This is a genomic window from Modestobacter sp. VKM Ac-2985 (assembly GCF_026967925.1).
Taxonomy (GTDB): Bacteria; Actinomycetota; Actinomycetes; order Mycobacteriales; family Geodermatophilaceae; genus Modestobacter.
The window spans coordinates 804,456-831,007 of sequence record NZ_JAPVBI010000003.1; the positions used below are offsets into that span (position 1 = coordinate 804,456).

21 protein-coding genes are annotated in these 26,552 nt (G+C 73.3%); 13 read left to right on the forward strand and 8 right to left on the reverse strand.

The window, feature by feature from the left end:
* Positions 1-13: 13 nt before the first annotated feature.
* A complete protein-coding gene (locus O2V61_RS19815; RefSeq protein ID WP_269184987.1) occupies positions 14-1,468 on the reverse strand; it encodes an amidase in 1,455 nt (484 codons plus the stop codon).
* Positions 1,469-1,515: 47 nt separating this feature from the next.
* Between O2V61_RS19815 and O2V61_RS19820 the strand changes: the two genes are divergently transcribed.
* Positions 1,516-2,184, forward strand: a complete 669-nt coding sequence (locus O2V61_RS19820) for an MBL fold metallo-hydrolase (protein WP_269184988.1) — start codon at positions 1,516-1,518, stop codon at positions 2,182-2,184.
* Between the two features lie 38 nt (positions 2,185-2,222).
* The gene (locus O2V61_RS19825) at positions 2,223-2,606 is read left to right on the forward strand and encodes a VOC family protein (RefSeq protein ID WP_269184989.1); all 384 of its coding nucleotides are present in this window, start codon (positions 2,223-2,225) and stop codon (positions 2,604-2,606) included.
* A 106-nt stretch (positions 2,607-2,712) separates the two neighbouring features.
* Here O2V61_RS19825 and O2V61_RS19830 read toward each other — a convergent pair whose 3' ends face one another.
* A complete protein-coding gene (locus O2V61_RS19830) occupies positions 2,713-2,991 on the reverse strand; it encodes a hypothetical protein (protein WP_269173822.1) in 279 nt (92 codons plus the stop codon).
* A 175-nt stretch (positions 2,992-3,166) separates the two neighbouring features.
* Here O2V61_RS19830 and O2V61_RS19835 point away from each other — a divergent pair, with 175 nt between their 5' ends.
* Together O2V61_RS19835 and O2V61_RS19840 are read left to right on the forward strand one after the other, a co-directional pair.
* Positions 3,167-3,415, forward strand: coding sequence for a hypothetical protein (locus O2V61_RS19835; RefSeq protein WP_153356069.1), 249 nt, complete (start codon positions 3,167-3,169; stop codon positions 3,413-3,415).
* Positions 3,412-3,846, forward strand: coding sequence for a hypothetical protein (locus O2V61_RS19840; RefSeq protein ID WP_269184990.1), 435 nt, complete (start codon positions 3,412-3,414; stop codon positions 3,844-3,846). The genes O2V61_RS19835 and O2V61_RS19840 overlap by 4 nt, the downstream gene beginning before the upstream one ends.
* Positions 3,847-3,869: 23 nt before the next feature.
* On the opposite strand, the gene O2V61_RS19845 is transcribed toward O2V61_RS19840, so the two are convergent.
* The 5 genes from O2V61_RS19845 to uvrB all read right to left on the reverse strand — a co-directional run bounded on the left by O2V61_RS19845 (position 3,870) and on the right by uvrB (position 12,279).
* Positions 3,870-5,927, reverse strand: a complete 2,058-nt coding sequence (locus tag O2V61_RS19845; RefSeq protein ID WP_269184991.1) for a S9 family peptidase — start codon at positions 5,925-5,927, stop codon at positions 3,870-3,872.
* Positions 5,928-5,974: 47 nt separating this feature from the next.
* Positions 5,975-7,312 carry an MFS transporter gene (locus O2V61_RS19850; protein WP_269184992.1) on the reverse strand — a complete coding sequence of 446 codons (1,338 nt, stop codon included), beginning with the start codon at positions 7,310-7,312 and terminating at the stop codon, positions 5,975-5,977.
* 202 nt (positions 7,313-7,514) lie between these two features.
* Positions 7,515-8,612 (reverse strand): TerC family protein, encoded by a 1,098-nt coding sequence (locus tag O2V61_RS19855; protein ID WP_269184993.1) that lies wholly within the window; start codon positions 8,610-8,612, stop codon positions 7,515-7,517.
* Positions 8,613-8,751: 139 nt separating this feature from the next.
* The gene (locus O2V61_RS19860) at positions 8,752-9,876 is read right to left on the reverse strand and encodes a TerC family protein (RefSeq protein ID WP_269184994.1); all 1,125 of its coding nucleotides are present in this window, start codon (positions 9,874-9,876) and stop codon (positions 8,752-8,754) included.
* Between the two features lie 279 nt (positions 9,877-10,155).
* Complete coding sequence (gene uvrB / locus O2V61_RS19865) at positions 10,156-12,279, reverse strand: excinuclease ABC subunit UvrB (RefSeq protein WP_269184995.1); 2,124 nt, start codon at positions 12,277-12,279, stop codon at positions 10,156-10,158.
* A gap of 514 nt (positions 12,280-12,793) precedes the next feature.
* Between uvrB and glgX the strand changes: the two genes are divergently transcribed.
* The 8 genes from glgX (at position 12,794) to O2V61_RS19905 (ending at position 24,659) form a co-directional block, all read left to right on the forward strand.
* Positions 12,794-14,902, forward strand: a complete 2,109-nt coding sequence (gene glgX, locus O2V61_RS19870; protein ID WP_269184996.1) for a glycogen debranching protein GlgX — start codon at positions 12,794-12,796, stop codon at positions 14,900-14,902.
* Positions 14,899-17,262 carry a malto-oligosyltrehalose synthase gene (gene treY / locus O2V61_RS19875; RefSeq protein ID WP_269184997.1) on the forward strand — a complete coding sequence of 788 codons (2,364 nt, stop codon included), beginning with the start codon at positions 14,899-14,901 and terminating at the stop codon, positions 17,260-17,262. The genes glgX and treY overlap by 4 nt, the downstream gene beginning before the upstream one ends.
* A gap of 145 nt (positions 17,263-17,407) precedes the next feature.
* Complete coding sequence (treZ, locus tag O2V61_RS19880) at positions 17,408-19,159, forward strand: malto-oligosyltrehalose trehalohydrolase (RefSeq protein ID WP_269184998.1); 1,752 nt, start codon at positions 17,408-17,410, stop codon at positions 19,157-19,159.
* Positions 19,160-19,161: 2 nt separating this feature from the next.
* On the forward strand, positions 19,162-19,872 hold the full coding sequence (locus O2V61_RS19885) for a dihydrofolate reductase family protein (RefSeq protein WP_269184999.1): 711 nt from the start codon (positions 19,162-19,164) through the stop codon (positions 19,870-19,872).
* Positions 19,873-19,937: 65 nt separating this feature from the next.
* Positions 19,938-21,038 carry an ATP-dependent DNA ligase gene (locus tag O2V61_RS19890; RefSeq protein ID WP_269185000.1) on the forward strand — a complete coding sequence of 367 codons (1,101 nt, stop codon included), beginning with the start codon at positions 19,938-19,940 and terminating at the stop codon, positions 21,036-21,038.
* 60 nt (positions 21,039-21,098) lie between these two features.
* Entirely contained in the window at positions 21,099-22,664 is a 1,566-nt protein-coding gene (locus O2V61_RS19895) for an alpha/beta hydrolase (protein ID WP_269185001.1), read from the forward strand.
* Between the two features lie 56 nt (positions 22,665-22,720).
* On the forward strand, positions 22,721-23,788 hold the full coding sequence (locus tag O2V61_RS19900) for a DNA polymerase domain-containing protein (RefSeq protein ID WP_269185002.1): 1,068 nt from the start codon (positions 22,721-22,723) through the stop codon (positions 23,786-23,788).
* A gap of 31 nt (positions 23,789-23,819) precedes the next feature.
* Positions 23,820-24,659 (forward strand): hypothetical protein, encoded by an 840-nt coding sequence (locus O2V61_RS19905; protein ID WP_269185003.1) that lies wholly within the window; start codon positions 23,820-23,822, stop codon positions 24,657-24,659.
* A gap of 26 nt (positions 24,660-24,685) precedes the next feature.
* On the opposite strand, the gene O2V61_RS19910 is transcribed toward O2V61_RS19905, so the two are convergent.
* Positions 24,686-25,615, reverse strand: coding sequence for an EamA family transporter (locus O2V61_RS19910; RefSeq protein ID WP_269185004.1), 930 nt, complete (start codon positions 25,613-25,615; stop codon positions 24,686-24,688).
* A 68-nt stretch (positions 25,616-25,683) separates the two neighbouring features.
* On the opposite strand from O2V61_RS19910, the gene O2V61_RS19915 reads away from it, so the two are divergent.
* On the forward strand, positions 25,684-26,538 hold the full coding sequence (locus tag O2V61_RS19915) for a LysR family transcriptional regulator (RefSeq protein WP_269185005.1): 855 nt from the start codon (positions 25,684-25,686) through the stop codon (positions 26,536-26,538).
* Positions 26,539-26,552 lie beyond the last annotated feature (14 nt).

Here is a 26,552-nt window from a genome sequence, read left to right on the forward strand (position 1 = left end):
CGACGCTGCCCGGTCAGCCGGCGGGGCCGCCGACCCGTCCTGCCGGGTCGAAGACCGGCGCGTGCCGGCGCCAGGGCAGCCGTCCTTCGAGCTCCCCGGCCAGCCAGAGTAGCCGCGTCTCGGCCCCGGCCGGGCCGACGAACTGGACGGAGCTGGGCAGCCCGTCCCGGCCCGGGCCGGCCGGCAGGACGAGTGCGGGCAGACCCGCCACGTTCCAGGCCGACGTCCACGGCGCCCAGCGGGCGTTGGCCGTGATGTTCGCCAGGAAGCCCCGCTCGTGCCACGGCCGGGCGGGCAGCGGCGGACCGGAGACCACCGGGCTGAGCAGGACGTCGACGTCGGCGAAGAAGTCGGCCATCCGGGCCCGGAACGCCGCCGCCGTCCGCGGGCGGACCAGGCCGGCCCGGCGCACCCAGCGGCCCAGCCGGGCGTGGGTGCGGCTGCGCGGTTCCAGCGCCCCCCGGTCCAGCCCGAGCGCCTCGGCGTCGGCGTCGGCGCCGGCCAACCACCGGGTGACGGTGCCGAACGCCGCAGCCGGCGTGATCAGCGGCTCCTTCTCGACCACGACATGACCGGCGGCGCGCAGCTCGGCGACCACGACGTCCACCGCCGTGCGGCCGGCGGCGTCCAGCCGGACGCCGGGCACGGGCGAGCGGGTCGAGACCGCGATCCGCAGCGGCCCGACCGGAGCCGCCGGCGGGACGGGCTCGGTGCCGGCCAGCACGGCGAAGCCGACGGCCAGGTCGGCGACGGTGGTGGCGAGGACACCGTTCTCGGCCATCCCCGACCAGCTGTCGGCGCCGATCTGGGCCGGGACCACACCGGAGCCCGGCTTGAGCGTGACGAGTCCGCAGGCGGCGGCGGGCAGCCGGAGGGAGCCCATGCCGTCGTTCCCCTGGGCCAGCGGGACCACGCCGGCCGCCACGGCGGCGGCGCTGCCGCCGGAGGAGCCGGCGGCCGAGCGAGCGGTGTCCCAGGGGTTGCGGGTCACCGTGCCGGCACCGTCGGTGGCGCAGTACAGGCACAGCTCCGGCACCCGGGTGATGCCGACGACGACCGCGCCCGCCGCCCGCAGCCGGGCCACGACCGGGTGGTCGGCGGTCGCCGGGACCGGCCGGTGGGCCGACGACCCGTCGGTGACCACCTCACCGGCGACCGCGACGTTGTCCTTCACCGCGATCGGGACGCCCGCCAGCGGCAGCCGGGCCCGGTCGGGGTGCGCGTCGACCGCCGCGGCCTCGGTGAGGGCGGCCTCGGTGCGGACCACCCGGAAGGCCCCGAGCCGCGCCTCGACGGCGGCCAGGTGCCGGAGGTGGGCGCGGACCACGTCGACCGCGGACAGCTCCCCCGCGCGGACCCGCGCGGCGAGCTCGGTCGCCGGCAGACCGACGACCCCGTCGAGCACCACCCCGCCGGGCCCAGCCCCGGTGGGCGCGGCAGCGGGCCCGGAACCTGCACTAGCGTCCATGCCGACGAACCTAGACGGCGGCACCGACAGTCCCGGACGGGAGCAGCATGAGCGGGCAGACGTACACCGGTGACGTGCAGGTCGGCGGTCCCGCCGACGTCCGGGAGCTCCCCGGGCTGACCATCCGGAAGCTGGCCGTCAGCGAGATGGCGAACAACGTCTACCTGCTCACCAGCACGGCCACCGGGGAGTCCCTGCTGGTCGACGCCGCGGCCGAGCCGGCGGCACTGCTGGAGCTGATCGGGGACGCCGACGTCCGCACGGTGGTGACCACGCACGGGCACTGGGACCACCACCGCGCACTCCCGGAGGTGGTGCGGGCGACCGGCGCGGAGACCGTGGCACACCCGGCCGACGCGGCCGACCTGCCGGTGCCGGTCACCCGGCCGGTGCAGCACGGTGACACCGTCGCCGTCGGTGACCAGACCCTGGAGGTGGTGCACCTGCGCGGGCACACGCCGGGCAGCATCGCGCTGGTCTGGCGCGGTCCCGGGGGCGCCGGCACGCACGTCTTCACCGGCGACAGCCTGTTCCCCGGCGGCGTGGGCAACACCCGGTCCGACGCCGCCCGGTTCACCAACCTGGTCGACGACGTGGAGAGCCGGCTGTTCGGCGAACTGCCCGACGACACCTGGGTCTACCCGGGACACGGGAGCGACACCACGATCGGCGCCGAGCGGCCGAACCTGCCGGAGTGGCGCGCCCGCGGCTGGTGACCGGACGGCGGTCGGCGCCATCGCCTACCGTGCCGCACATGGCCGACGGTCCTCCTGTCTCGCTGGGCGCAGTGAACGTCGCCGCCCGCGATCCCCGGGCACTGGCCTCCTTCTGGGCCGGCCTGCTCGGCGGTGAGATCGCCGGCGAGCACGGCGACTTCGTGTTCGTCTCCGCCCGGGAGCCCGACGGCTTCGCGATGTCCTTCTGGCCGCACCCCGGCGATCGTCCGGACCAGCCGGCCCAGCACCTCGACCTCACCGTGCCGTGGGGGACGCGGACCGCCGCGGTCGACCGCGCGGTCGCGCTCGGCGCGGTCCACCGGTGGGACGTGCTCGACGAGGTCCCCTGGGTGCAGTGGTCGACCCTCGCCGACCCGGAGGGCAACCTGTTCTGCCTCGCGGAGCACCCGCCTGCCGGGTGACGCCCGACCTCGTCGGTACGCCGGCGCCGAGCGGCCGGACCTGCCGGGGTGGTGCGCCTGCGGCGGGTGACCGACGCAGCGCTGAGCCCCGGCCCTCGACGAGGTCCTAGTCCTCGAAGAGGTCCACGAGCTCGTCCGCCGTCCCGGCCACGTGCAGCGGCACCACCGAGATCGACCACTCGGGCCGACGCTCGTCGAGGTCGACCGCCAGGTCCCAGGCCGCCTTCGCGGTGAGCGGGCCGAAGCACGCGTCGTCCCCGTCCTCCCCCACGGCGATCTCGACCAGCCAGTTGTCGGAGAGATCGGCCGCGAGCTCGGCGAAGTCGGCGTCGCTGTCCTCGTCGGGCTCCGGGAGGTCGGCCTGGACCGGGTAGATGAGCGCCATGCGGACACGCTAGACCGGCTCGCTGCCCGGTCCCCCCTCCTCGGTCGTCTCCTCCGGATGTCGGTTGGTCGACGCCATACCGGGTAGTGCGCAACCCAAGCCGTGGACGAACGCGCCCGCGGCACGTCAGGAAGCGCCGTGTGCCTGCGGCCACCGCCCGAGCGAGGAGAGCTCCATGACCACGTCGACCAGCGACACTGCGACCGGCAAGCGCGACATCAAGTCCCACGAGACGACCAGCTTCGCCGACCTCGGCAAGGAGATGTGGGCCTACCTGACGGGCAAGGGCGCGGCGATCAACTACGAGTTCGTGGACATGACCGTCGAGGTCCCGCGGGAGACCGGCCCCGCCGCCCCCCGCGCCACCTGGAAGCTGAACGGGACGCTGCGCATCACCACCGCCGAGAACGCCAGCAAGGGATGAACCCGGAGGTGGCCCGCCTCGACGTGACGGGAGACCTGTCCCTCGAGGTCGACGGTTCGCCGGTGCGGGTCACCGCTGCCGGCGGTGACGTCCACGTGGTCGCCGACGACGTCCGCGGGTTCGTGCTCGGCCTGCGGGCAGCCGCCACCGCCCGCTCCGGGACCCGGCCGGGCCGCGCCGATCTCGCCGAGCTGGCCGGCGCACTGGCCGGGGCCGGGCTCACCGCCCGGCTCGACTCACCGTCCCAGCACATCGTGACCGTCGGTGCGGGCGTCGACTCGTCGCTCGGTGGGGCCCTGCTGGGCACCCGGCAGGCGCGCCCGGACGCCGTCGGGATCATCCGCGCCAGTGTCCGCGCCCGGGCTGTCGAGACCGCCCTGGTCGGGACGCTGCTCGGCCTCGGCTACGCGGTGGTCCGCCGCCGCAGGTGAGCGAGGGCGCGGACCAGCGCTCGTCAGTCGACCCGGGTCGCCTGCACGGTCAGCGGCTCGGCCGGGTCCGGCCCGGCCGAGCCGCCGTCGGAGCCTGCCGGCAGCGCGCCCGTCGCCGAGCTGTTCTGCGGGGTCGGCAGCCAGCGACCCCACCAGCGCAGCACGTGCTCGAGCCGTGCCTGGCGGTGCTTCGGCCGGCCGGACCGCGACAGCTCGTGCCCCTCCCCCGGGAACAACAGCAGCTCGGTGGGGACGCCGCGGCGCTTGAGCTCCACGTAGAGCCGGGTGCCCTGTTCCAGCGGGCAGCGCCAGTCCTCCTCCGAGTGGATCACCATCGTCGGCGTGGTGATCCGGTGCGCCGAGGCCATGGGCGACTGTGCGGCGACGCGCTCGGGATCGGTGCCCACGTACTCGTCGGGGAAGAAGAACCCGATGTCGGAGGAGCCGACGAAGCTCACCGGGTCGTTGAACCCCCGCTCGCTGATGCCGGCGACGAACCGGTCGGTGCGGCCGAGCAGCAGCGTGGTCATGAACCCGCCGTACGAACCGCCCATCAGCCCGACGCGGGTGGCGTCCAGCCCCGGGTCGGCCAGCGCCGCGTCCAGGAAGGCGAGCACGTCGTCGGCGTCCAGCTCGCCCATGTGCTCCTTGATCACCCGCCCGTGCGCCTGGCCGTAGCCCGACGACCCGCGGGGGTTGCACATCAGCACGGCGTAGCCGGCCTCGACGTAGGCCTGGGTCTCGTCGAAGAGCGTCCAGCCGTACTGGCTGAACGGCCCGCCGTGCACGGTCAGCAGCACCGGGTGCGGCCCGGGACCCGGCGGCGTGGTGACCCAGCCGTGCACCGGGTAGCCGTCCGGCGCGGTGGCCGTCGTCTCGCGCATCCGGCGCAGCCGGCCGGTGGCCTGCAGCGGCGCACCGAGACCGGTGATCAGCCGGCGCCGTCCGGGGGTGAGCGCGATGAGCTCGCCCGCCGAGCGGTCGTGCGCGACGGTGGCGACGACGACGCCGCCCCCGGCACCGATCCCGCGGACGGTGTACTGCCCCTCGACCAGCGCCTCCGGCTCGCCACCGTCCAGCGGGACCCGCAGCAGCTCGACCGCCCCGCGCCGCTGGATCCCGATGAGGGCGGCACCCCCGGCCACCACGGTGGCCGGCGTCTCGTCGCCCCGGTCGTGCTCCTCCGGGTCGAGCAGCGGCACCACCGGCCCGCCGGCGGCATCGACCTTCGCCAGCGTGGTGTTGCGGCCGACGAAGTCCCGGCCCAGCGGGCCCAGGTCGGGGATCGCGGAGAGGTAGATCGTGCTGCCGGCCGGGTCGTCCGGGTCGTAGGCCGGGTGGGCGCAGGCGGACCGGGAGTCGGTGACCCGGCGCAGCCCACCGCCGTCGGGCCGGACGACGTACACGTCCGTGACCCGGTCGGTGTCCGCACCCTCGTGCCGCCCGGACACGAAGGCGAGCTCCGCGCCGTCCGGACGCCAGGCCACGTCGGTGTCGTCCACGTCTCCACCGGTGACCTGGAACGGCGTGGGCTGCTCGTCGGCGGTCTCGGCGGTGTCGGCCGGCAGGTCGACGACGAAGACGTGACTGCGGCGGTCGTTGGTGAACCCGACGCCGTCGGCCCGGTACGTCAGCGTGGTGATCAGCCGCGGGGGCTCCGCGCCCGGCGACACGTCCTCGTCGGTGCCGTACCGCCCCTGCTCGGGCACCCGCGCGGTGTAGGCCAGCCGGCAGGAGTCCGGCGACCACACCGGGGTGCCGGCGCCCAGGTGGTGGTCGGTCAGCCGCCGGGCCGTGCCACCGCCCACGGGCAGCACGTGCAGCTGCGGCCGCCCCTTCGGCTCGGCCGACAGGTAGGCCAGCCAGTGGCCGTCCGGGGAGAACACGGGCGCCGAGTCGTGGTGGCCGTGGGTGAGCGGTCGGGCCGGCGCCGAACCGTCGGTCGGGACGGTCCACAGCTGGCTGCGGTACTCGTCGGCCTCCAGGTCCAGCCGGCTGACGGCGACGACGGCGGTCGCCCCGTCCGGGGACACCGTCGGCACACCGGGCACGCGCAGCAGGGAGAGGTCGGTCGGCCGCATGCCGGGCACGCTAGCCCAGCGCACGGCGGCGCAGATGATGAGCCCTGCTAAGGGGTGAGTGCTCCCGGGTCGCGCCGTTCGGCCCGGATGCTGCGGACCAGGCCCAGCGCACCGAACATCGGCAGCACGGCGAGCAGCAGCAGACTGCGGTCCAGCCCGAGCACCTCGCCCGCACCGCCGACCACCGCCGAGCCCACCCCGCCGCCGACCAGGAAGACCAGGGTGGCGATGCCGAGCGCGACGCCACGCACCTCGTCGGGAACAGCGCCGCCGACCGCGGCCATCAGCGCCGGCTGGCCGAGCCCGAAGGCGACCGTCACCAGGACGACGGCCGTCACCAGGCCGGGGGCGGAACCAGCCGTGGCGCCGAGAGCAGCGACCAGCAGCGCGACGGTCGCGATGACCCCGGAGATGGCCAGCGACCGGGCGGGGCCGAGCCGGGCCAGCAGCGGGCCGGCCAGCCGCGGGGCGAGGAAGCCGGTGACCGCGCTGGGCACCAGCGCCAGGCCGATGTGCAGCGGCGTCCACCCCTCGCCCGCCAGCACGGCGGGGACGGCGATGAGCAGCGCGAACCAGGCGGCCGGGACGGCGGAGGCGGCGAGCGCGCTGCGGACCACCACCGGCTCCCGGAGGACGGCCGTGGGCAGGAAGCCCTCCGGCCGGCGGCGCACCTGCGCGGCGACCGCCGGGATGCCCAGCCCCAGCAGTGCGGCACCGACAGCCGCGATCACCACCCCGGAGGCAGGGGACTGCACGAGCAGGACCAGGCCGGCGGCGGTGCCGGCGACCAGGACCGCGCCCAGCACGTCCAGCCGGGCACCGGTGCCCACGGAGGGGACCGAGCGCCACAGCACCGGCACCACCAGCAGCCCGAGCGCCGGCAGCACCACGACCGCCCGCCAGCCGGCGACGTCGGCGACCAGCCCACCGACCAACGGCCCCAGGGCGCTGACCGCTGCCGCGGTGCCGGCGACCTTGCCCAGCGCGGCGGTGCGCACGGCTCCCTCGTACCGCGCGCTGACGATCGCCATGCCGAGCACCGGGACGGCAGCCGCACCCAGGCCCTGGAGGATGCGGGCCCCCAGCAACACCGGGTAGCTGGGGGCCAGGCCGCCGAGCACCGCACCGGCGGTCATCAGGGCCACGCCGACGACCAGCGGCAGCCGGATGCCGGCCAGGTCGGCGACCCGGCCGTACACGGCGGTCGCCACGGCCAGCATCAGCGCGTAGAGGCTGATCACCCAGGAGACGCCGCCGGTGGTCAGGTCGAGGTCGGCGGCGATGGCCGGCAGCGTGACCGCGACCGCAGCACTGCCCATGCCGGCGAGGCCGAAGAGGATCCCGACCAGGCCGGCGATGCGACCGGCGTCCGTCGGGGGGCTCATGACCGGCAGCCAACCACGCGCTGGCCCGCCCCTCCCCGATCGCACGGCGTGCAGCCCACGGACGGATCGCCAGTGCGAGTGGGGTGACACGGCGGGTGTCCTCCGGTGGTCAGGTGTTCGACGGCACGGGCAGCCCCGCGGCCACCGCCGACGTCCTCGTGGCGGACGGCCGCGTCCTCGGCCGACCGAATCGCCGTCCGGCTCAGCTCCTGCGGATCTGGTCCTCGCCGGTGGCGGCCTGCGCGCGCCGCTCGTCCTCGGTGAGCGCGTCGGCCCGACCGGGCTCGCCGATGTCGGTGGCGGCCGGGTCGATCGCCGCGCCCTCGGCGTCGGGCACCTCGCCGCGGGTCTTGATCAGGCTGGCCACGGTGGCGACGAGCAGGACCACCAGGATCACCGTGAGGGACAGCCAGGTCGGGATCGCCGGGATGCTCTCCAGCGGCTCGCGCTCACCGGCGAAGGGGTACTGGTTCTCGTGCAGCGCCTCGAGGATCAGCTTGACGCCGATGAAGGCGAGGATCACGGCCAGCCCCAGCGACAGGTAGACCAGTCGCTTGAGCAGCCCGCCGAGCAGGAAGTACAGCTGACGCAGTCCCATCAGCGCGAAGATGTTCGCGGTGAAGACGATGAACGGCTCGCGGGTCAGGCCGAAGATGGCCGGGATGCTGTCCAGCGCGAAGAGCAGGTCGGTCGTGCCCAGCGCGAGGAACACCACGATCATCGGCGTCCACAGCTTCTTGCCGTTCTCGACGACCCGGATCTTGCTGTCGTGGAAGTCCTGGGTCATCGGGAGGACCTTGCGCATCCGGCGGATGAGCCCGTTCTCCTCGTAGTCCTCGTCCTCCTCGCGGTGCCGGACCAGGTTGATCGCGGTGTAGACGAGGAAGGCGCCGAAGAGGAAGAAGACCCAGATGAACCGCTCGATGACGGCGGCGCCGGCCAGGATGAAGAGGCCACGGAGCACCAGCGCGATGATGATCCCGACCATCAGGACCTCTTGCTGGAGCTTCCGGGGCACCCGGAAGCGGGCCATGATGATCACGAAGACGAAGAGGTTGTCGACCGAGAGCGAGTACTCGGTCAGCCAGCCGGCGTAGAACTCCGTGGCGAACTGGCCGTTGGTCACGGCCAGGACGATCCCGCCGAAGGCCAGCGCCAGACCCACGTAGAAGACCACCCACAGGGTCGCCTCCTTCACGGAGGGCTCGTGCGGACGACGGACGACGAGGGCGAGGTCGGCGAGCAGCAGGACGGTCAGCCCCACGAACGTCGAGATCTCGAACCAGACGGGGAGCTCCACGGGCGGGACTGTACAAGTTGGTTGCAGCCAGCACCCGGCCAGACAGGGCGCGCCGGGTGGGCGTCTGGCGGATGGTGCGCGGTTGCCCGCCGGAGGGCCCCGGGGACGACGGTCGTCGTCCCCGGGGCCGCGCCTGTGGTCAGTCGGTACGCGACTCCGGTCGGCTGACCGGCACCCCACGCGGGTCAGCCGGCGTGTCGGTCGTGTCGGCGTCCGGATCGCCCGGCGCCCCGATGTGCCGTCCGGTGCTGTCGGCGGCGGGCTCACCGGCGTCGCGCTGCTCGCGCCGCGCCGCGTCCTTCTTGTTCTTCCGCAGGCTGGCCCAGGTGGTCACCAAGAGGGTGACCAGGATGACCAGCAGCGACAGCCAGGTCGGGATCTCCGGGATCAGCGTCACGTGCTCACCGCCGTTGAGGAACGGCAGCGTGTTCTCGTGCAGGGCGTGGATCAGCAGCTTGATGCCGATGAACCCGAGGATGATCGAGAGGCCGTAGGCCAGGTACACGAGCTTGTCGAGCAGGCCGTCGATGAGGAAGAAGAGCTGGCGCAGGCCCAGCAGGGCGAACGCGTTCGCGGTGAAGACCAGGTAGGTCTCCTGGGTGAGACCGAAGATCGCCGGGATCGAGTCGACCGCGAAGAGGATGTCGGCGCTGCCGATGGCGATCAGCGCGATCATCAGGGGGGTGATGAACCGCTTGCCGTTGATCTTGGTGATCAGGCGGTCGGAGTGGTACTCCTCCGTCGTCGGGAGCACCTTGCGGGTCAGCCGCAGGACCGCGTTCTCCTCGAACTCCTCGTCGTCGTCGTGCCCACCGCTGCGGGCCTGGGCGATCGCGGTCCAGATGAGGAACCCGCCGAAGATGTAGAAGACCCAGCTGAAGTTCTCGATGGCCGCAGCCCCGAGGAAGATGAAGATCGTCCGCAGCACCAGCGCGAAGGCGATGCCGAACAGCAGGACCTTCTGCTGCAGCTCACGCGGCACGGCGAAGCTCGCCATGATCAGCACGAAGACGAACAGGTTGTCGACCGAGAGGCTCTTCTCGGTGACCCAGCCGGCGAAGTACTCACCGCCATAGGTGCCGCCCCAGACGACGAGCACCACCAGACCGAACAGCAGGGCGATCGCGACGTAGACCGCCGACCACGTCGCGGATTCCTTCAGGGTCGGCGCGTGCGGCGTGCGCACGTGGCCGTAGAAGTCGAAGACGAGCATCCCGACGATCGCCGCGACGGTGATCGCCCAGACCCACAGGGGGACGTCCATGCACATTCCTCCGGTGCTGGCAGGTGTCAGTACCGGAGGTCTCTCCCACCGACCCGAGTCACGGGTCGGCCAGCAGCGCCGGGGGTCATCGGACCCCGTGTTGACGACGGTGCCGTGCCGGGATACTCCCCTCCGCGTCGGGTCCGGTCACGGGGCAGCCGACAGCCACCCCGGTGAGGACCCGCAGAGCGAAACGCCCAGGGGCGCCGGGGAGTTCCCGCTGTGCGGAGTTTCTTCCCCGATCCCGATCCCGGCGGCGCGGGGCCGGCTGGTCCGGCCTCAGGCGTGTGCGGCGTCGAACTGCCGCAGCTCCTTCTTCAGCTCAGTGAGCTCGTCGCGCAGCCGGGCCGCCACCTCGAACTGCAGCTCACGGGCCGCGGCCAGCATCTGCTCGTTCATCGAGGTGATCATGTCGGCGAGCTCGTTGCGCGGCAGCCCCTGGACGTCGATCGACCCGGCCTTCGCCTTGCTCCGCGACGACAGTCCCGGCACCGGCGACTTGCCCCGCGACTGCTGCCGCCCCGAACCGCCCAGCAGCTCGGTCGACGTCATGTCCTCGGCGTCCTCGGCGGCCTTGTAGATGCCGTCGAGGATGTCGACGATCTTCTTGCGCAGCGGCTGCGGGTCGACGCCGTGCTCGGTGTTGTAGGCGATCTGCTTCTCGCGCCGCCGGCTGGTCTCGTCGATCGCCTGCGCCATCGACGGGGTGATCTTGTCGGCGTACATGTGCACCTGGCCGGAGACGTTGCGCGCGGCCCGGCCGATGGTCTGGATCAGCGAGGTGCCCGAGCGGAGGAAGCCCTCCTTGTCCGCGTCGAGGATCGCCACCAGCGACACCTCGGGCAGGTCGAGGCCCTCGCGCAGCAGGTTGATGCCGACCAGCACGTCGTACTCGCCCTGCCGCAGCTCCCGCAGCAGCTCGACCCGGCGCAGCGTGTCGACCTCCGAGTGCAGGTAGCGGACCTTGATGCCGAGCTCGAGCAGGTAGTCGGTGAGGTCCTCGGACATCTTCTTGGTCAGCGTGGTGACCAGGATCCGCTCGTCCTTCTCCGTGCGCAGCCGGATCTCGTGGACCAGGTCGTCGATCTGCCCCTTGGTCGGCTTGACGACGACCTCCGGGTCGACCAGCCCGGTCGGGCGGATCACCTGCTCCACCACGTCACCCTGGACCCGGCCGAGCTCGTAGTGGCCCGGGGTCGCCGAGAGGTAGACGGTCTGCTTGATGCGGTCGGTGAACTCCTCCCAGCGCAGCGGGCGGTTGTCCATCGCCGAGGGCAGCCGGAAGCCGTGCTCGACCAGCGTGCGCTTGCGGCTCATGTCGCCCTCGTACATGCCACCGATCTGCGGCACCGTCACGTGCGACTCGTCGATGACGAGCAGGAAGTCGTCGGGGAAGTAGTCGATCAGGCACGCGCCGGCGCTGCCGGGCGCCCGGCCGTCGATGTGCCGGGAGTAGTTCTCGATGCCCGAGCAGAACCCGACCTGTCGCATCATCTCGATGTCGTAGGTGGTGCGCATGCGCAGCCGCTGGGCCTCCAGCAGCTTGCCCTGCTTGTCCAGCTCGGCCAGCCGTTGCTCGAGCTCGGCCTCGATGCCACCGATGGCCCGCTCCATGCGCTCGGGACCGGCGACGTAGTGGGTGGCGGGGAAGACGAAGAGCTCGTCGACCTCGCGGATGACCTCGCCGGTCAACGGGTGCAGGTAGTACAGCCGCTCGACCTCGTCGCCGAACATCTCGATCCGGCAGGCGAGCTCCTCGTAGACCGGGAACACCTCGATGGTGTCGCCCCGGACCCGGAACGTGCCGCGGGTGAAGGCGAGGTCGTTGCGGGTGTACTGCTCGGTGACCAGGGTGCGCAGCAGCTCGTCGCGGTCGCGCTCCTCCCCCACCTTGATCTTCAGCGCCCGTTCGACGTACTCCTCGGGCGTGCCCAGGCCGTAGATGCAGGAGACCGTGGAGACGACCACCACGTCGCGCCGGGTGAGCAGGCTGTTCGTGGCGGAGTGCCGCAGCCGCTCGACCTCGTCGTTGACCGAGGAGTCCTTCTCGATGTAGGTGTCGGTCTGCGGGACGTAGGCCTCGGGCTGGTAGTAGTCGTAGTAGGAGACGAAGTACTCGACGGCGGCGTCGGGCATCAGCTCCTTGAACTCGTTGGCCAGCTGCGCGGCCAGCGTCTTGTTCGGCGCCATCACCAGGGTCGGGCGCTGCACCTGCTCGATCAGCCAGGCGGTGGTGGCCGACTTGCCGGTGCCGGTGGCGCCGAGCAGGACGGTGTCCTGCTCGCCGGCGTTCACCCGCTCGGCGAGGGCCTTGATCGCCGTGGGCTGGTCGCCGGAGGGCTGGAACTCGCTGACGACACGGAACCGCCCCTGGGTGGGCCGGATGTCGGTGGATGCACGCACGCCGACGACGGTACGACGGGCCTGTGACAGAACGGGCCCGAGCGCCGTCCCGGGCGTGACCGGCGTCCGGCTGGGCCGCATGGGCCGCGTGGGACGGGAGATCGGGTCACCGCCGCCGTGGGGCCTTGTCGACGCGCCGGTGGACCCCTACCGTCAGCGCCCGCAGGAGCGAGCAGCACCGGTCGCCGCCAGTGCCACCCGGGTCACCGGGCGAGGTCGGCGGCGCCGGGTTGCTGCGCCCGGCCGGGCCCGGCGCAGACCCTGCCGCACCCGTGCGCCGGGCCCCTCGGGTCGGCCCGGCGGGTCGGTACGGCGCGGGTGGGTGGACCCGCCTTGGCAGACTCAGTCCGAGGACCGCTCGCGATCGGCCTCCGAACGCCGACCGTGTCCTGCGCGTCACAGGTGTGCGGAGGCCGTCACGCGGGCATCCGACGACGAACCCACCGGTTCAGCCGTGACGACCCGCGCCCCCGCCCCGAGCCCAGGGGCGACCAGCTCAGGAGGACGAACTCTCATGACCACCCAGGTGTGGCCCGGTTCCGCATATCCCCTCGGGGCGACCTACGACGGCACCGGCACCAACTTCGCGATCTTCAGCGAGGTGGCCGAGAAGATCGAGCTGTGCCTGTTCGACGATGCAGGCAACGAGGAGCGCATCCGGCTCCCCGAGATGGACGCCTACGTCTGGCACGCCTTCCTCCCCGGCGTCCAGCCCGGCCAGCGCTACGGCTTCCGCGTGTACGGCCCGCACGACCCCGAGCAGGGGCACCGCTGCAACCCGAACAAGCTGCTGCTCGACCCGTACGCCAAGGCCATCGACGGCCAGGTCGACTGGGACGAGGCGGTGTTCGGCTACCACTTCGCGACCGGCGCCAAGAACGACGACGACTCGGCGGCGCACATGCCGAAGTCCGTCGTGATCAACCCCTACTTCGACTGGGGCGTGGACCGTCCGCCGAAGACGCCGTACAACAAGACGGTCATCTACGAGGCGCACGTCAAGGGCCTGACGATGACCCATCCGCGGATCCCCGAGGACCTGCGCGGCACCTATGCCGGCGTCGCCCACCCGGCGATCATCGAGCACCTGCTGGAGCTCGGGATCACCGCGATCGAGCTGATGCCGGTGCACCAGTTCGTGCAGGACGACACCCTGCTGCAGAAGGACCTGCGCAACTACTGGGGCTACAACACGATCGGCTTCTTCGCCCCGCACAACGAGTACGCGCAGCAGACCGACGGCCAGCAGGTGCAGGAGTTCAAGGGCATGGTCCGGGCCCTGCACGAGGCGGGCATCGAGGTGATCCTGGACGTCGTCTACAACCACACCGCCGAGGGCAACCACATGGGCCCGACGCTGTCCTTCCGGGGCATCGACAACTCGGCGTACTACCGGCTGGTCGAGGACGACAAGCAGTACTACATGGACACCACGGGCACCGGGAACTCGCTCAACGTCCGGACGCCGCAGTCGCTGCAGCTGATCATGGACTCGCTCCGCTACTGGGTCACCGAGATGCACGTCGACGGGTTCCGCTTCGACCTGGCGTCGTCCCTGGCCCGGCAGTTCCACGAGGTCGACCGACTGTCGGCGTTCTTCGACCTCTGCCACCAGGACCCGATCGTCAGCCAGGTGAAGCTGATCGCCGAGCCGTGGGACATCGGCGACGGCGGCTACCAGGTCGGCAACTTCCCGGCGCTGTGGACGGAGTGGAACGGGAAGTACCGCGACACCGTCCGCGACTTCTGGCGGGGCGAGAACGCCACCATCGGCGAGTTCGCCAGCCGGATCACCGGCTCGGCCGACCTCTACCAGCACTCCGGCCGGCGTCCGGTGGCCAGCATCAACTTCGTCACCGCGCACGACGGGTTCACGCTGAACGACCTGGTCTCCTACAACGAGAAGCACAACGAGGCCAACGGCGAGGACAACAACGACGGCGAGAGCCACAACCGCAGCTGGAACTCCGGTGTCGAGGGCGAGACCAAGGACCCCGCGATCCTGGCGCTGCGGGCGCAGCAGCGGCGCAACTTCATCACCACGCTGATGCTCTCCCAGGGCGTCCCGATGCTGCTGCACGGCGACGAGCTCGGCCGCACGCAGGGCGGCAACAACAACGGCTACTGCCAGGACTCCGAGATCACCTGGATCGACTGGGACGACGTCGACGAGGGCCTGCTGGAGTTCACCAAGCTGGTCACCAAGCTGCGCACCGACCACCCGACGTTCCGCCGTCGGCGGTTCTTCCACGGCCGCCCGGTGCGCCGCGCGGAGGGCGACCCGGTCCAGGACGTCGCCTGGTTCACCCACGCCGGTGAGCTGATGAGCGAGGAGGACTGGGACGCCCACTACGCCAAGTCCATCGGCGTGTACCTCAACGGCCACGGGATCCGGTCCACCGACGAGCGGGGCGAGCCCGTCGTCGACGACTGCTTCTACCTGGTGTTCAACGCCTGGCACGAGGACATCGAGTTCACCCTGCCCAGCAGCGAGTACGCCGAGGGCTGGACGGTCGTGGTGGACACCGCGGAGATGAGCGAGGTCGAGCCACTGGTGGTGAAGGCCGGTGACACGTTGACCGTCGCGGCGCGCGCCACCGTCGTCCTGCAGGCCGCCCCGTGACCCAGCCGGCCGCGAGTCACCCGGCCGAGAGCCGACGCCGGGAGGTGCCGGCCAGCACCTACCGGCTGCAGGTCACCGCCGACTTCACCCTCGACGACGCGGCGGCCGTGGCCGGCTACCTGGCCGACCTGGGCGTGACCCACGCGTACTCCTCCCCGCTGCTGCGCTCGGCAGCGGGGAGCACGCACGGCTACGACACGGTCGACCACGCGCACATCGACGAGCCGCGCGGTGGGCGGGCGGGGCTCGACCGGTTCGTGACCGCGCTGCACGAGCACGGGCTCGGCCTGGTGCTGGACCTGGTGCCCAACCACATGGGGGTCAGCGACCCGGCCGAGTCCCGCTGGTGGTGGGACCTGCTCCAGCACGGGAAGGAGTCGGCCCACGCCGACGCCTTCGACGTCGACTGGGACTTCGGCGGGGGCAGGATCCGGATCCCGGTGCTGGGCAGCGCAGGCGACGTCGCGGAGCTGCGGGTCGTGGAGAGCGCCGACGGTCCCGAGCTGCGCTACTACGACAACCGCTTCCCGGTCGCCCCGGGCACCGCTGGAGGCACGCCCCAGGAGGTGCACGACCGGCAGCACTACGAGCTGGTCGACTGGCGTCGCGCGGACGACCAGCTGAACTACCGGCGGTTCTTCGCGATCAACACCCTCGCGGGGCTCCGGGTCGAGGACCGGGACGTCTTCCGGGCCACGCACGCGCTCGTCGTCCAGCTGGTCGAGAACGGCTCCGTCGACGCGCTCCGGATCGACCACCCCGACGGGCTGGCCGACCCGAAGGGCTACCTGGACCTGCTCGCCGAGGCGACCGGCGACCGGTGGACCGTGGTGGAGAAGATCCTCGAGCCCGGGGAAGAGCTGCCGGAGAACTGGAAGACGGCCGGGACGACGGGGTACGACGCGCTGGCCGAGGTCGACGACGTGCTGGTCGACCCCGCCGGTGAGGCGGCGGTCACCGCGCTGGACACCGAGCTGGCCGGCGGCCCGGTCGACTACGCCCGGCTGGTGCACGACTGCAAGCGCGAGGTCACCGACGGGATGCTCGGGTCGGAGGTGGCCCGGCTGCACCGGATCGTCGGTGAGCTCGGGGGGGCGGGCACCGATGCAGTGGACGCCGAGCAGGTCACCGAGGGGCTGGCCGAGCTGCTGGCCGGCTTCCCGGTCTACCGCAGCTACCTGCCCGACGGCCGCGAGCACCTGGACGCCACGGTGGCCGCGGTGAAGCTCCGCCGGCCCGACCTCACCGCCGCCGTCGACGCCCTGCACCCGCTGCTGGGCTCGGCCGGCACCGAGCTGGCCACCCGGTTCGAGCAGACCTCGGGCCCGGTGATGGCCAAGGGGGTCGAGGACAGCGCCTACTACCGGTGGTCGCGCTTCGTCGCGCTCAACGAGGTGGGCGGTGACCCGGCCCGGTTCGGGTCGACGGTCGCGGAGTTCCACGCCGCCCAGCAGCGGCGCCAGGAGGTCAAGCCGGCCTCGATGACGACGCTGTCCACCCACGACACCAAGCGCAGCGAGGACGTCCGGGCCCGGCTGGCCGTGCTCGCCGAGGTGCCGTCCGAGTGGGCCGGCCTGGTCCGCGGCTGGCTGGGCCGGCACCCCCTGGCCGACCGCCCGCTGGCGCACCTGGTGTGGCAGAACCTGGTCGGCGCGTGGCCGCTGTCGCGGGAGCGGGCGCACGCCTACGTGGAGAAGGCAGCCCGGGAGGCGGGCACCTCGACCACCTGGACCAACCCGGTGCAGGAGTTCGAGGACCAGCTGCACGCCCTGGTGGACGCCGCGTTCGACGACGCCACCACGCACGCGGAGATCGAGCGGTTCGTGGCGCGGATCGCGCCCTTCGGCTGGTCGAACTCGCTGTCGCAGAAGCTGCTGCAGCTGACCGTCCCCGGGGTCCCGGACGTGTACCAGGGCAGCGAGCTGTGGGACTTCTCGCTGGTCGACCCGGACAACCGGCGTCCGGTCGACTACGGGCTGCGCCGGGAGCTGCTGTCCCGGCTGGACGGTGGCTGGGTGCCGCCGGTCGACGAGACCGGTGCGGCCAAGCTGCTGGTGGTCTCCCGGACGCTGCGGCACCGCCGGGACGTCCCGGAGGCGTGGTCGGGGTACACCCCGGTGCCGGCCCGCGGTCCGGCGGCCGACTCCGTCGTCGCCTTCGACCGCGGCGGCGTGGTCACCGTGGCGACCCGGCGGCCGGTGCACCTGGCCGAGACCGGCTGGGGCGACACCTCCGTCGGCTCGCGGACCGGCGCCTGGCGGGACCTGCTCACCGGCAGCCGGCTGGTCTCCGACTCCGGGGGCATCCGGCTGAGCGAGCTCTGCGCCCAGCTGCCGGTCGCCCTGCTCGTCCGGGACTGACCAGCCCCGGTCCTCGCCTCCGGTCTCCTGGTGGCGGGGACCGGGCGCTGCCCGGCTGCAGACGTGCGCACCGGCGACGGTTGACGGCCGGGCGCCCGGGCATGATCGACCTGCCCGTCCCCCGCACCGCCCTGGAGGCCCCCGCATGTCCGAGCCCGTCGAGTTCACCGTCTGGGCTCCGCTGCCCGCGCGGGTCCGCCTGCAGGTGGACGGCGAGGTGCACGAAATGCAGCGGGACGCCGCCGGCTGGTGGCACGCCACGGTCCCCGCCTCCCCCGAGGCCGACTACGGCTACCTGCTCGACGACAACCCGACGCCGCGCCCCGACCCACGGTCCCGCCGCCAGCCCGACGGCGTGCACGGTCTCTCCCGCCGCTTCGACCCGTCCGCGCACCGCTGGGGCGACGGCGCCTGGACCGGGCGCCCGCTCGCCGGTGGCGTCGTCTACGAGCTGCACATCGGCACCTTCAGCCGCGAGGGCACCTTCGACGCGGCGATCCGGAACCTCGACCACCTGGTCGACCTGGGCGTCGACTTCGTCGAGCTGCTGCCGGTCAACGGCTTCAACGGCACGCACAACTGGGGCTACGACGGCGTCGCCTGGTACGCGGTCCAGGAGACCTACGGCGGGCCCGCGGGCTACCAGCGCTTCGTCGACGCGTGCCACCAGCGGGGCCTCGGCGTCATCCAGGACGTCGTCTACAACCACCTGGGCCCGTCGGGCAACTACCTCCCTGAGTTCTTCCCGGTCTTCGCCGAGGGGGCGAACACCTGGGGCAACTCGATCAACCTCTCCGGCCCGGACTCCGACGAGGTGCGGCGCCACGTGCTGGACAACGCCCTGATGTGGTTGCGCGACATGCACGCGGACGGCCTGCGGCTGGACGCCGTCCACGCGCTGGTCGACGAGCGGGCCACGCACGTGCTCGAGGAGATGGCCGCCGAGGTCGCCCGGCTCTCGGTCGCCGAGGGCCGCCCCCTCACCCTGATCGCGGAGAGCGACCTCAACGACCCGCGGATGGTCACGCCCCGGGTGGCCGGCGGCACCGGCCTGGACGCGCAGTGGAGCGACGACTTCCACCACGCCCTGCACGCCCAGCTGACCGGGGAGGGGCAGGGCTACTACGCCGACTTCGAGGCGGCCGGGCTCGGCGGGCTGGCGAAGGTGCTCACCGGCGCGTTCTTCCACGCCGGCGACTGGTCCAGCTTCCGCCGGCGGCACCACGGCCGCCCGGTGGACACCGCGGCCCTGCCGGGGTGGAAGTTCCTCGCCTACCTGCAGGACCACGACCAGATCGGCAACCGGGCGGTCGGCGACCGGATCTCCGCCTCGCTCTCCCCCGGGCTGCTCGGCGTCGGCGCCACCCTGGTGCTGACCAGTCCGTTCACCCCGATGCTCTTCATGGGCGAGGAGTGGGGCGCCGCCACCCCGTGGCAGTTCTTCACCAGCCACCCGGAGCCGGAACTGGGCCGGGCCACCGCCGAGGGCCGGATCGGCGAGTTCGCCGAGCACGGCTGGGACGCCGCCGTGGTCCCCGACCCGCAGGACCCGGCGACCTTCACCCGCTCGAAGCTGGACTGGTCGGAGCTGGACCAGGAGCCGCACGCGCACGTGCTCGCCGTGCACAAGGCGCTGCTCGCGCTGCGCCGCCGGCACCCGGAGCTGGTCGACCCCGACCTGTCCGCGGTGCAGGTGCACTGGGACGACGCGGACCGGTGGCTGGTCGTGCACCGCGGGTCGTTGCGGGTGGTCGCCAACCTGTCCGACCAGCCGCGGGAGATCGACCTGGACACCGCAGCCACCCAGGTGCTGTTCGCCAGCGGCGAGCTGCCCGAGCTGGACGGGGCGCAGGTGACGGTGCCGGCGGAGAGCGCCGCCGTCCTGGCCACCCACTGAGCGTGACGCCGCTCCCGCACGACCCTGCCGAGCTGGCCGACGCCTACCGGGTGCCGGCCGGCCGGCACCTGCGGGTCAACTTCGTGGCCTCGCTCGACGGCGCGATCAGCGTCGACGGCCGCAGTGGCGGCCTGGGCTCGGACGGCGACCTGCGGGTGTTCCGCACGCTGCGCGCGCTCGCCGACGCCGTCCTGGTCGGCGCCGGGACGGCGGCAGCCGAGGGCTACCGGCCGGTGCTCCCCGACTCCGCCGTCGGCCGGCTGCGCACGCAGCTCGGCCGCCCGGGCGTCTGCCCGGTGGTGGTCGTGTCCCGGCGGGCGTCCCTGCGACCGGACGACCAGCTGGTCACCGCCGCGGTCACGCCGACCCTGCTGGTCACCTGCGCCGCGGCCGACGCCGAGCAGCGAGCGGCGCTCACCCAGGCCGGCGTCGAGGTGCTGGTCTGCGGCGACGACGAGGTGGACCTGCCGACCGCCCTGGACACCCTCGCGGGACGCGGTCACGAGCAGGTGCTGTGCGAGGGCGGTCCGGCGCTGTTCACCGCCGCCCTGGCCGCCGGGGTGGTCGACGAGCTGGACCTGTCGATCGCCCCGCTGCTGGTCGGCGGCGGCCCCGGCCTGCTGCCGCACGCCCTGCCCTCCCCCGTGCCGGCCCAGCTGCGGCAGGTGCTGGACGAGGACGGCGTCCTCTTCACCCGGTACGCCCTGCGCTGAGGTCGGGCACGCGGGTCGACCCGAAGGGCTGCCCGGCGTCGTCGGCGACTGCTTGACTGGCCGGCATGGACCTGCCCGTGAGCCCTCCGGTCAAGCCGATGCTCGCCAAGCCGGCGGCGACGCTGCCCACCGGTGACGGCTGGTTCTACGAGCCGAAGTGGGACGGGTTCCGCTGCATCGTCTTCCGGGACGGCGACGAGGTCGAGCTGGGCAGCCGCAACGAGCGCCCGCTGACCCGCTACTTCCCCGACGTCGTCGAGGCGGTGAAGACCCAGCTGCCCGAGCGCTGCGTGGTCGACGGGGAGATCGTCGTCCCGCGCGGGGACCGGCTGGACTTCGAGTCGCTGCTGCAGCGGATCCACCCCGCCGCCTCCCGGGTGACCCGGCTGGCCACCGAGACCCCGGCGTCCTTCGTCGCGTTCGACCTCCTCGCACTGGGCGAGGAGTCGCTGCTGGCCACGCCCTTCGCCGAACGGCAGGCCCGGCTGCGCGAGGCGCTGGCCGGTGCGCAGGCGCCGGTGTACGTCACCACGGTCACCTCCGACGCCGAGGTGGGGCAGCGCTGGTTCGCCGAGTTCGAGGGTGCCGGCCTGGACGGCGTCATCGCCAAGCGGGGTGACCAGCCCTACTCCCCCGACCAGCGGGTGATGACCAAGGTCAAGCACGTCCGGACGGCGGACTGCGTGGTGGCCGGCTTCCGCTGGCACAAGAGCGGGCCGGTGGTCGGCTCGCTGCTGCTGGGCCTCTACGACGACGCCGGCGCGCTGCAGCACATCGGCGTCGCGGCGTCCTTCTCGATGAAGCGCCGGGCCGAACTGGTCGAGGAGCTGGCCCCCCACCGGGCCGAGGCGCTGGACGGGCACCCCTGGCAGGACTGGGCGAACGCCCAGACGGACTCCGACGGCGAGCACCGGATGCCGGGGGCCACCAGCCGCTGGAACGCCGGCAAGGACCTGTCCTGGGTGCCGCTGCGGCCCGAGCTGGTGGTGGAGGTCAAGTACGACCAGCTGGAGGGCAGTCGGCTGCGGCACACCGGCCACTTCCTGCGCTGGCGCCCCGACCGGGACCCGCGGTCGTGCACCTACGAGCAGCTGGAGGTCCCGATCCGCTACGACCTCGCCGAGGTCCTCGGCGGGTCATCGGCAGCCGGGTCCGCGGGAGACTGAGCGCAGCCTCACGCCGAACCTGGCTGCCGCTCCCAGGTTCGGCTCCTACCCTTGCCGATCATGACCGCGCACCGCCGCCTGGCCACCGCCGGAGGAGCGTTCCTCGCCCTCGCCCTGACCCTCGCCGGGTGCACCTCCTCGGGAGAGGAGGAGACGGCCGCGGCCGGTTCCTCCTCCTCGGCGGCCCCGCCGGCCGAGCTGGAGGCGCCGCTGATCGAGTGGACCGACTGCGACAGCGAGATCGACCCGATCATCGCCGGGCGCCCCGGTTCGGAGCGCGACCTCCTCTTCTCCTGCGGGACGACGACGGTGCCGGTCAGCTACGAGGACCCCGAGGGCGGGACCCTGCAGCTGTTCCTGGTGCGGGCCAGCCTCGCCGGGCAGACCTACCCGATCGGCTCGCTGATGGTGAACCCCGGTGGCCCTGGGCAGTCCGCCGCCGATGCGGCCATCCAGGCGGCGCTGACCCTCCCCGACGCGGTCGTCAACCAGTTCGACATCGTCGGCCTCGACCCGCGGGGGACCGGGCTGTCCACCCCGGTCGAGTGCATCTCCGACGAGCAGAAGGACGAGCTCTTCGCGGCCGACCCGCGGGCCACCGACGCCGCCGCGCAGGACGCCCTGTTCACCCAGGTCGAGGAGGTCGCGGCCGGCTGCAGCGAGGAGTACCAGGAGGCGCTGGGCGCCTTCTCCACGGTGGACTCGGCCCGCGACCTGGACCTGGTCCGGCGGGCCCTCGGTGACGACCAGCTCAACTACCTGGGGTACTCGTACGGCACCACGCTGGGCTCCACCTACGCCGAGCTGTTCCCCGAGCAGGTGCGGGCGATGGTGCTCGACGGTGCGGTCGACCCCGACGCCACCCCGCAGGAGGCGGCCGAGGCGCAGGCGCAGGGCTTCGAGGCGGCCTACGACGCCTTCGCCGCCAACTGCCTGTCGCTGATCAGCGGCTGCCCGCTGGGGCCCGACCCGCGCGCGTTCCTCGACGAGCTGCTGGGCCAGGCCGCCGCGGCCCCGATCCCGAGCAGCCGGGAGGGCGAGACCCGGCAGGCGACGCCCGGCCTGATCCTGGGCGGCGTCCGCTCGGCCCTCTACCAGCCCTCGGCCTGGCCGCAGCTGGCCCAGTCGCTGGCCGCCGCCCGGAACGGTGACGCCGCCGGCATCCTGACCCTGGCGGACACCTACACCGGCCGCAACGACGACGGCAGCTACAGCAACGTGGTCGACGCCAACCTGGCGGTGAACTGCGCCGACACCGACGAGGAGTTCAGCGCCTCCGACGTGCAGGCCCTGGCCGCGGACTGGAACGCGCGCTACCCGCTCTTCGGCGCCGACGCTGCACTGAGCCTCTACACCTGCTCGGCGTGGGAGGCCCCGCGCACGCCCCTGCCCGAGCGGGACGCCGCGGGCAGTGCGCCGATCCTGGTCATCGGCACGCAGGGCGACCCGGTGACCCCGCTGACCGGCGCGGTCGACCTCGCGGAGGACCTGGAGAACGGGGTGCTGCTCACCTGGCAGGGCAGCGGGCACACTGCCTACCCCAAGACCGAGTGCGTGACGGCGGCGGTGAACGCGTACCTGATCGACCTCGCCGTCCCGCAGGACGGGGCGACCTGCCCGGCGTGACCGGCTCGGGCAGGATCGACCCCGCACCCGGTCCTGCCTGACCCGAACGGAGCCTCATGGCCAGCAGCAAGGACGCCGTCGTCCTGGAGCTCGACGGCCACGAGGTGCGGGTGAGCAATCCGGAGAAGCCCTACTTCGGGGACAAGGGCATCCGCAAGATCGACGTCGTGGAGTACTTCGTCGCCGTCGGCGAGGGCATCCTGTTCGCGCTGCGCGACCGGCCGACGACGCTGGAGCGCTGGCCGGGCGGGGTGTTCGAGGGCGCCCGGCTCTCCACCCGGGTCGACAACACCGGCGACGCGTTCTACCAGAAGCGGGTGCCGAAGAACGCCCCCGACTGGGTGCCGACGGCGCACATCAGCTTCCCCAGCGGCCGGACCGCGGACGAGATCGCCCCGGACTCCGTCGCCGTCGTCGCCTGGTGCGCGAACCTCGGGACGCTGACCTTCCACCCCTGGCCGGTGTCCAAGGGCGACGTCGAGTCCCCCGACCAGGTCCGGATCGACCTCGACCCGCAGCCGGGCACCGACTTCTCCGACGCCGTGTGGGTGGCCCCGCACGTGCGCGAGCTGCTGCACGAGTTCGGCATGGAGGGCTGGCCGAAGACCTCCGGCGGCCGGGGCGTGCACGTCTACGTCCCCATCCAACCGCGCTGGACCTTCCCCGAGGTGCGCCGGGCGGTGATCGCGTTCGGCCGGGAGCTGGAACGCCGCATCCCCGACCGGGTCACGATGAACTGGTGGAAGGAGGAACGCGGCGAGAAGATCTTCATCGACTACAACCAGATGGCCCGGGACCGCACGATCGCCAGCGCCTACTCGATCCGGCCGAAGCCGCACGCCCCGGTGAGCGCCCCCGTCGAGTGGGACGAGCTGCCCGACGTCTCGCCCTTCGACTTCGACGTCCGCACCATGCCGGCCCGCTTCGCCGCCGTCGGTGACAAGCACGCCGGCCTCGCCGACCACGCCTTCGACCTCACCCCGCTGATCGAGCTGGCCGACCAGCAGGAGCGGGACCTCGGACTGGGTGAGATGCCCTATCCGCCGGACTACCCGAAGATGCCCGGCGAGCCGATGCGGGTGCAGCCCAGCCGCGCGAAGAAGGTCCCCGCCGCGGAGGACTGACCCAGCAGGACCCCCGCGCTAGCGTCGCACCGTGGCCGAGCACCCGACCCAGGTCTGGGATCTGGTGGCGCAGGGGCATGCGCACCGGGTGGAGACGACCGGTTCCGTGTCGCGGACGGTGCGGTGGCGCGTCGACGGGCAGGTGGTGGCCGCCAAGAAGTCCAGCGAGGACACCGTGCGGCTCAAGCCGGGTGACCGGCTCGAGGGCGAGGACGACGTCAGCGAGGACGACGCCAGCCCGGACGACCAGCCGGCCGACGTGGAGCCGGACGTCGGCTCGGTCGCGGTCCAGTACACCGGCCTCGGGAAGCCGAAGCGGGCCACCTGGTACCCGCCCGCGGACGGCGCCGCCGTGCGCGCGGCGCTCGGCACCGGCGGGATCGACCTGGAGCCGGAGCCGGGGTCACCGGCCGCGCTCCGGGAGGAGCGGATCCGGCAGCACCCCCGCCGGTACGCCCTGGTCGCCACGGCCGGCGGCGTGGCCAAGGTGGTCCTCCCCCTCCTCCTCGGGCTGCTCGCCGTCCGGCTGACCGTCGCGCTCCCCTGGCCCGACTGGGACCTGCCGTCGATCCCGTGGCCGGACGTCGAACTGCCGTCGATCCCCTGGCCCGACGTGGACCTGCCCGACGTGGACCTGCCGGACTGGCAGGCCCCGGCCTGGATCCGGTGGATCGCCGACCAGGCCCAGTTCGTCTGGCCCGTCCTGCTGGCCGCCTACCTGGCCCGTCGGGAGATCCGGCGCCGGCGCGAGCAGGACGCCCTGCGGGCTCAGCGCCGGGCGGAGCAGCAGGCCCAGGCCGCCCACGAAGACGGCCGCGAGGCCGGTCACGAGGCGAGCCGCGAGGACGACGACCGGCCGCCGTCCGCCTGACGGGCCGCCGCCGGCGCCGGTGGCGCTCAGCCGGCCGGGCGACGGGCGGGCAGCTGACCGGCGACGTTGGCGCCGACGATCGCGGCGATGGCCAGCCACGCGTCCCAGGGCTGCCCCTGGCCCAGCACCACCAGGCCGACCACGGTGGCGATCACCGGGTGGATGCTCATGAACACCCCGTAGGCGCCGGCGGGCACCCGGCGCAGCGCCAGCAGGTCGAGGAACAGCGGCACCGCCGAGGCGAGCACGCCCGCGGTGACGGCGTACCCCACGGTCACCAGCGACGGCGGGTGCGCGACCAGCACCGCGATGCCGATGGGGAGGAACACCAGCGCCGACAGCCCCGCTGCAGTGGCCGGGCCGGTGCCGCCGGGCACCCGGGCACCCAGCTGCCGGTTGACCAGGATGTAGCCGGCCCAGCAGGCGGCGGCCAGCAGGCCCAGCGCGATCCCGGCGTGGTCGGTCGTCGGCTGCGGCCGGCTGAGCGCGACCACCCCCGCCAGGGCCACCAGCGCGCAGACCAGGTCGCGCCGCCGCCGCGAGGCCGCCAGCGCCACACCGAGCGGGCCGAGGAACTCCAGCGTGACCGCCAGGCCCAGGCCGATCCGCTCGATGGCCGCGTACAGCGACAGGTTCATCGTCGCGAACACCACGGCCAGCAGCAGGACGGGCCGCCACTGGGCGGCCGTGAGCCGCCACGGCCGGGGCCGGACGACGCCCACCAGCACGATCCCGGCGACCCACTGCCGCACGGCCACCACCCCGACCGCTCCGATCACCGGGAACGCCAGCGCCCCGACCGCCGCACCGACCTGGTTGGCCAGCGCACTGCCGAACATCAGCGCCACGCCGGCGCCCGCTCCCAGGTCACCGCCGGGGAGGTGGCTCGCCCGGCGGGCGGCGACCGGCGCGGTCCCTCCCGCCGCGGGCTGGTCGGTCGGCCGGGTGGTGGTCACCGGTCGACCCTGATCCCTGCGGCTGCATGCGCACAATGCACACACCGACCCATGCATACGCTGAGCGCATGAGCGTCGAGCTGCGGCACCTGCGGTGCCTGGTCACGATCGTGGACACCGGCACCTTCACCGATGCCGCGATCGAGCTGGGTGTCTCCCAGGCCGCCGTGTCCCGCGGCCTCGCCGCCCTCGAGGCCGAGCTCGGCACCCGGCTCCTGCGTCGCACCGCGCGCGAGGTCTCGCTCACCGCCGCCGGGCAGCGGGTGCTCGACCGCGCCCGCCGGGTCCTGGCCGAGGTCGGCCAGCTGGTCGAGGAGGCCGGCGGCACCGCGGCCCGGCTGCGGATCGGGCACGCCTGGTCCGCGATGGGCCGGCACACCCTGGACTTCCAGCGCCGCTGGGCGACCCAGCAGCCGGGCACCGAGCTCCGTCTGGTGCGCACCAACTCCCCCACCGCCGGCCTCGCCGAGGGCGCCTGCGACGTGGCCGTGCTCCGGGTGCCGCCGGACCCACAGCGCTTCGACAGCGTGCTGGTCGGGGTGGAGCGGCGCGTGTGCGCGGTCGCGGCCGACGACCCCTGGGCTCGCCGCCGTTCGCTGCGGATGGCCGAGATCGCCGAGCGGACCCTGCTGGTCGACCGCCGGACCGGGACGACGACGCCGGAGCTGTGGCCGGAGAGGGCGCGCCCGGCGATCGTGCACACCCAGGACGTCGACGACTGGCTCACCGCGATCGCCGCCGGCCGCTGTGTCGGGGTGACCGCGGAGGCGACCGCCGCCCAGTACCGGCGCCCCGGGGTCGCCTACCGGCCGATCCGGGACGCCGAGCCGGTCGCCGTCCGGCTGGCCTGGTGGCGTGACGACCCGCACCCGGCGTCCCCGGCCGCCGTCGCCCTGGCCACCGAGCTCTACCGGCGCACCTGACGCCGCCGGCTCAC

Coding starts and splice junctions, on each gene's coding strand:
- O2V61_RS19815 (WP_269184987.1), bottom strand. CDS start 1,468: ATGGACGCTAGTGCAGGTTCCGGGCCCGCTGCCGCGCCCACCGGGGCT.
- O2V61_RS19820 (WP_269184988.1), top strand. CDS start 1,516: ATGAGCGGGCAGACGTACACCGGTGACGTGCAGGTCGGCGGTCCCGCC.
- O2V61_RS19825 (WP_269184989.1), top strand. CDS start 2,223: ATGGCCGACGGTCCTCCTGTCTCGCTGGGCGCAGTGAACGTCGCCGCC.
- O2V61_RS19830 (WP_269173822.1), bottom strand. CDS start 2,991: ATGGCGCTCATCTACCCGGTCCAGGCCGACCTCCCGGAGCCCGACGAG.
- O2V61_RS19835 (WP_153356069.1), top strand. CDS start 3,167: ATGACCACGTCGACCAGCGACACTGCGACCGGCAAGCGCGACATCAAG.
- O2V61_RS19840 (WP_269184990.1), top strand. CDS start 3,412: ATGAACCCGGAGGTGGCCCGCCTCGACGTGACGGGAGACCTGTCCCTC.
- O2V61_RS19845 (WP_269184991.1), bottom strand. CDS start 5,927: ATGCGGCCGACCGACCTCTCCCTGCTGCGCGTGCCCGGTGTGCCGACG.
- O2V61_RS19850 (WP_269184992.1), bottom strand. CDS start 7,312: ATGAGCCCCCCGACGGACGCCGGTCGCATCGCCGGCCTGGTCGGGATC.
- O2V61_RS19860 (WP_269184994.1), bottom strand. CDS start 9,876: ATGGACGTCCCCCTGTGGGTCTGGGCGATCACCGTCGCGGCGATCGTC.
- glgX (WP_269184996.1), top strand. CDS start 12,794: ATGACCACCCAGGTGTGGCCCGGTTCCGCATATCCCCTCGGGGCGACC.
- treZ (WP_269184998.1), top strand. CDS start 17,408: ATGTCCGAGCCCGTCGAGTTCACCGTCTGGGCTCCGCTGCCCGCGCGG.
- O2V61_RS19890 (WP_269185000.1), top strand. CDS start 19,938: ATGGACCTGCCCGTGAGCCCTCCGGTCAAGCCGATGCTCGCCAAGCCG.
- O2V61_RS19895 (WP_269185001.1), top strand. CDS start 21,099: ATGACCGCGCACCGCCGCCTGGCCACCGCCGGAGGAGCGTTCCTCGCC.
- O2V61_RS19900 (WP_269185002.1), top strand. CDS start 22,721: ATGGCCAGCAGCAAGGACGCCGTCGTCCTGGAGCTCGACGGCCACGAG.
- O2V61_RS19915 (WP_269185005.1), top strand. CDS start 25,684: ATGAGCGTCGAGCTGCGGCACCTGCGGTGCCTGGTCACGATCGTGGAC.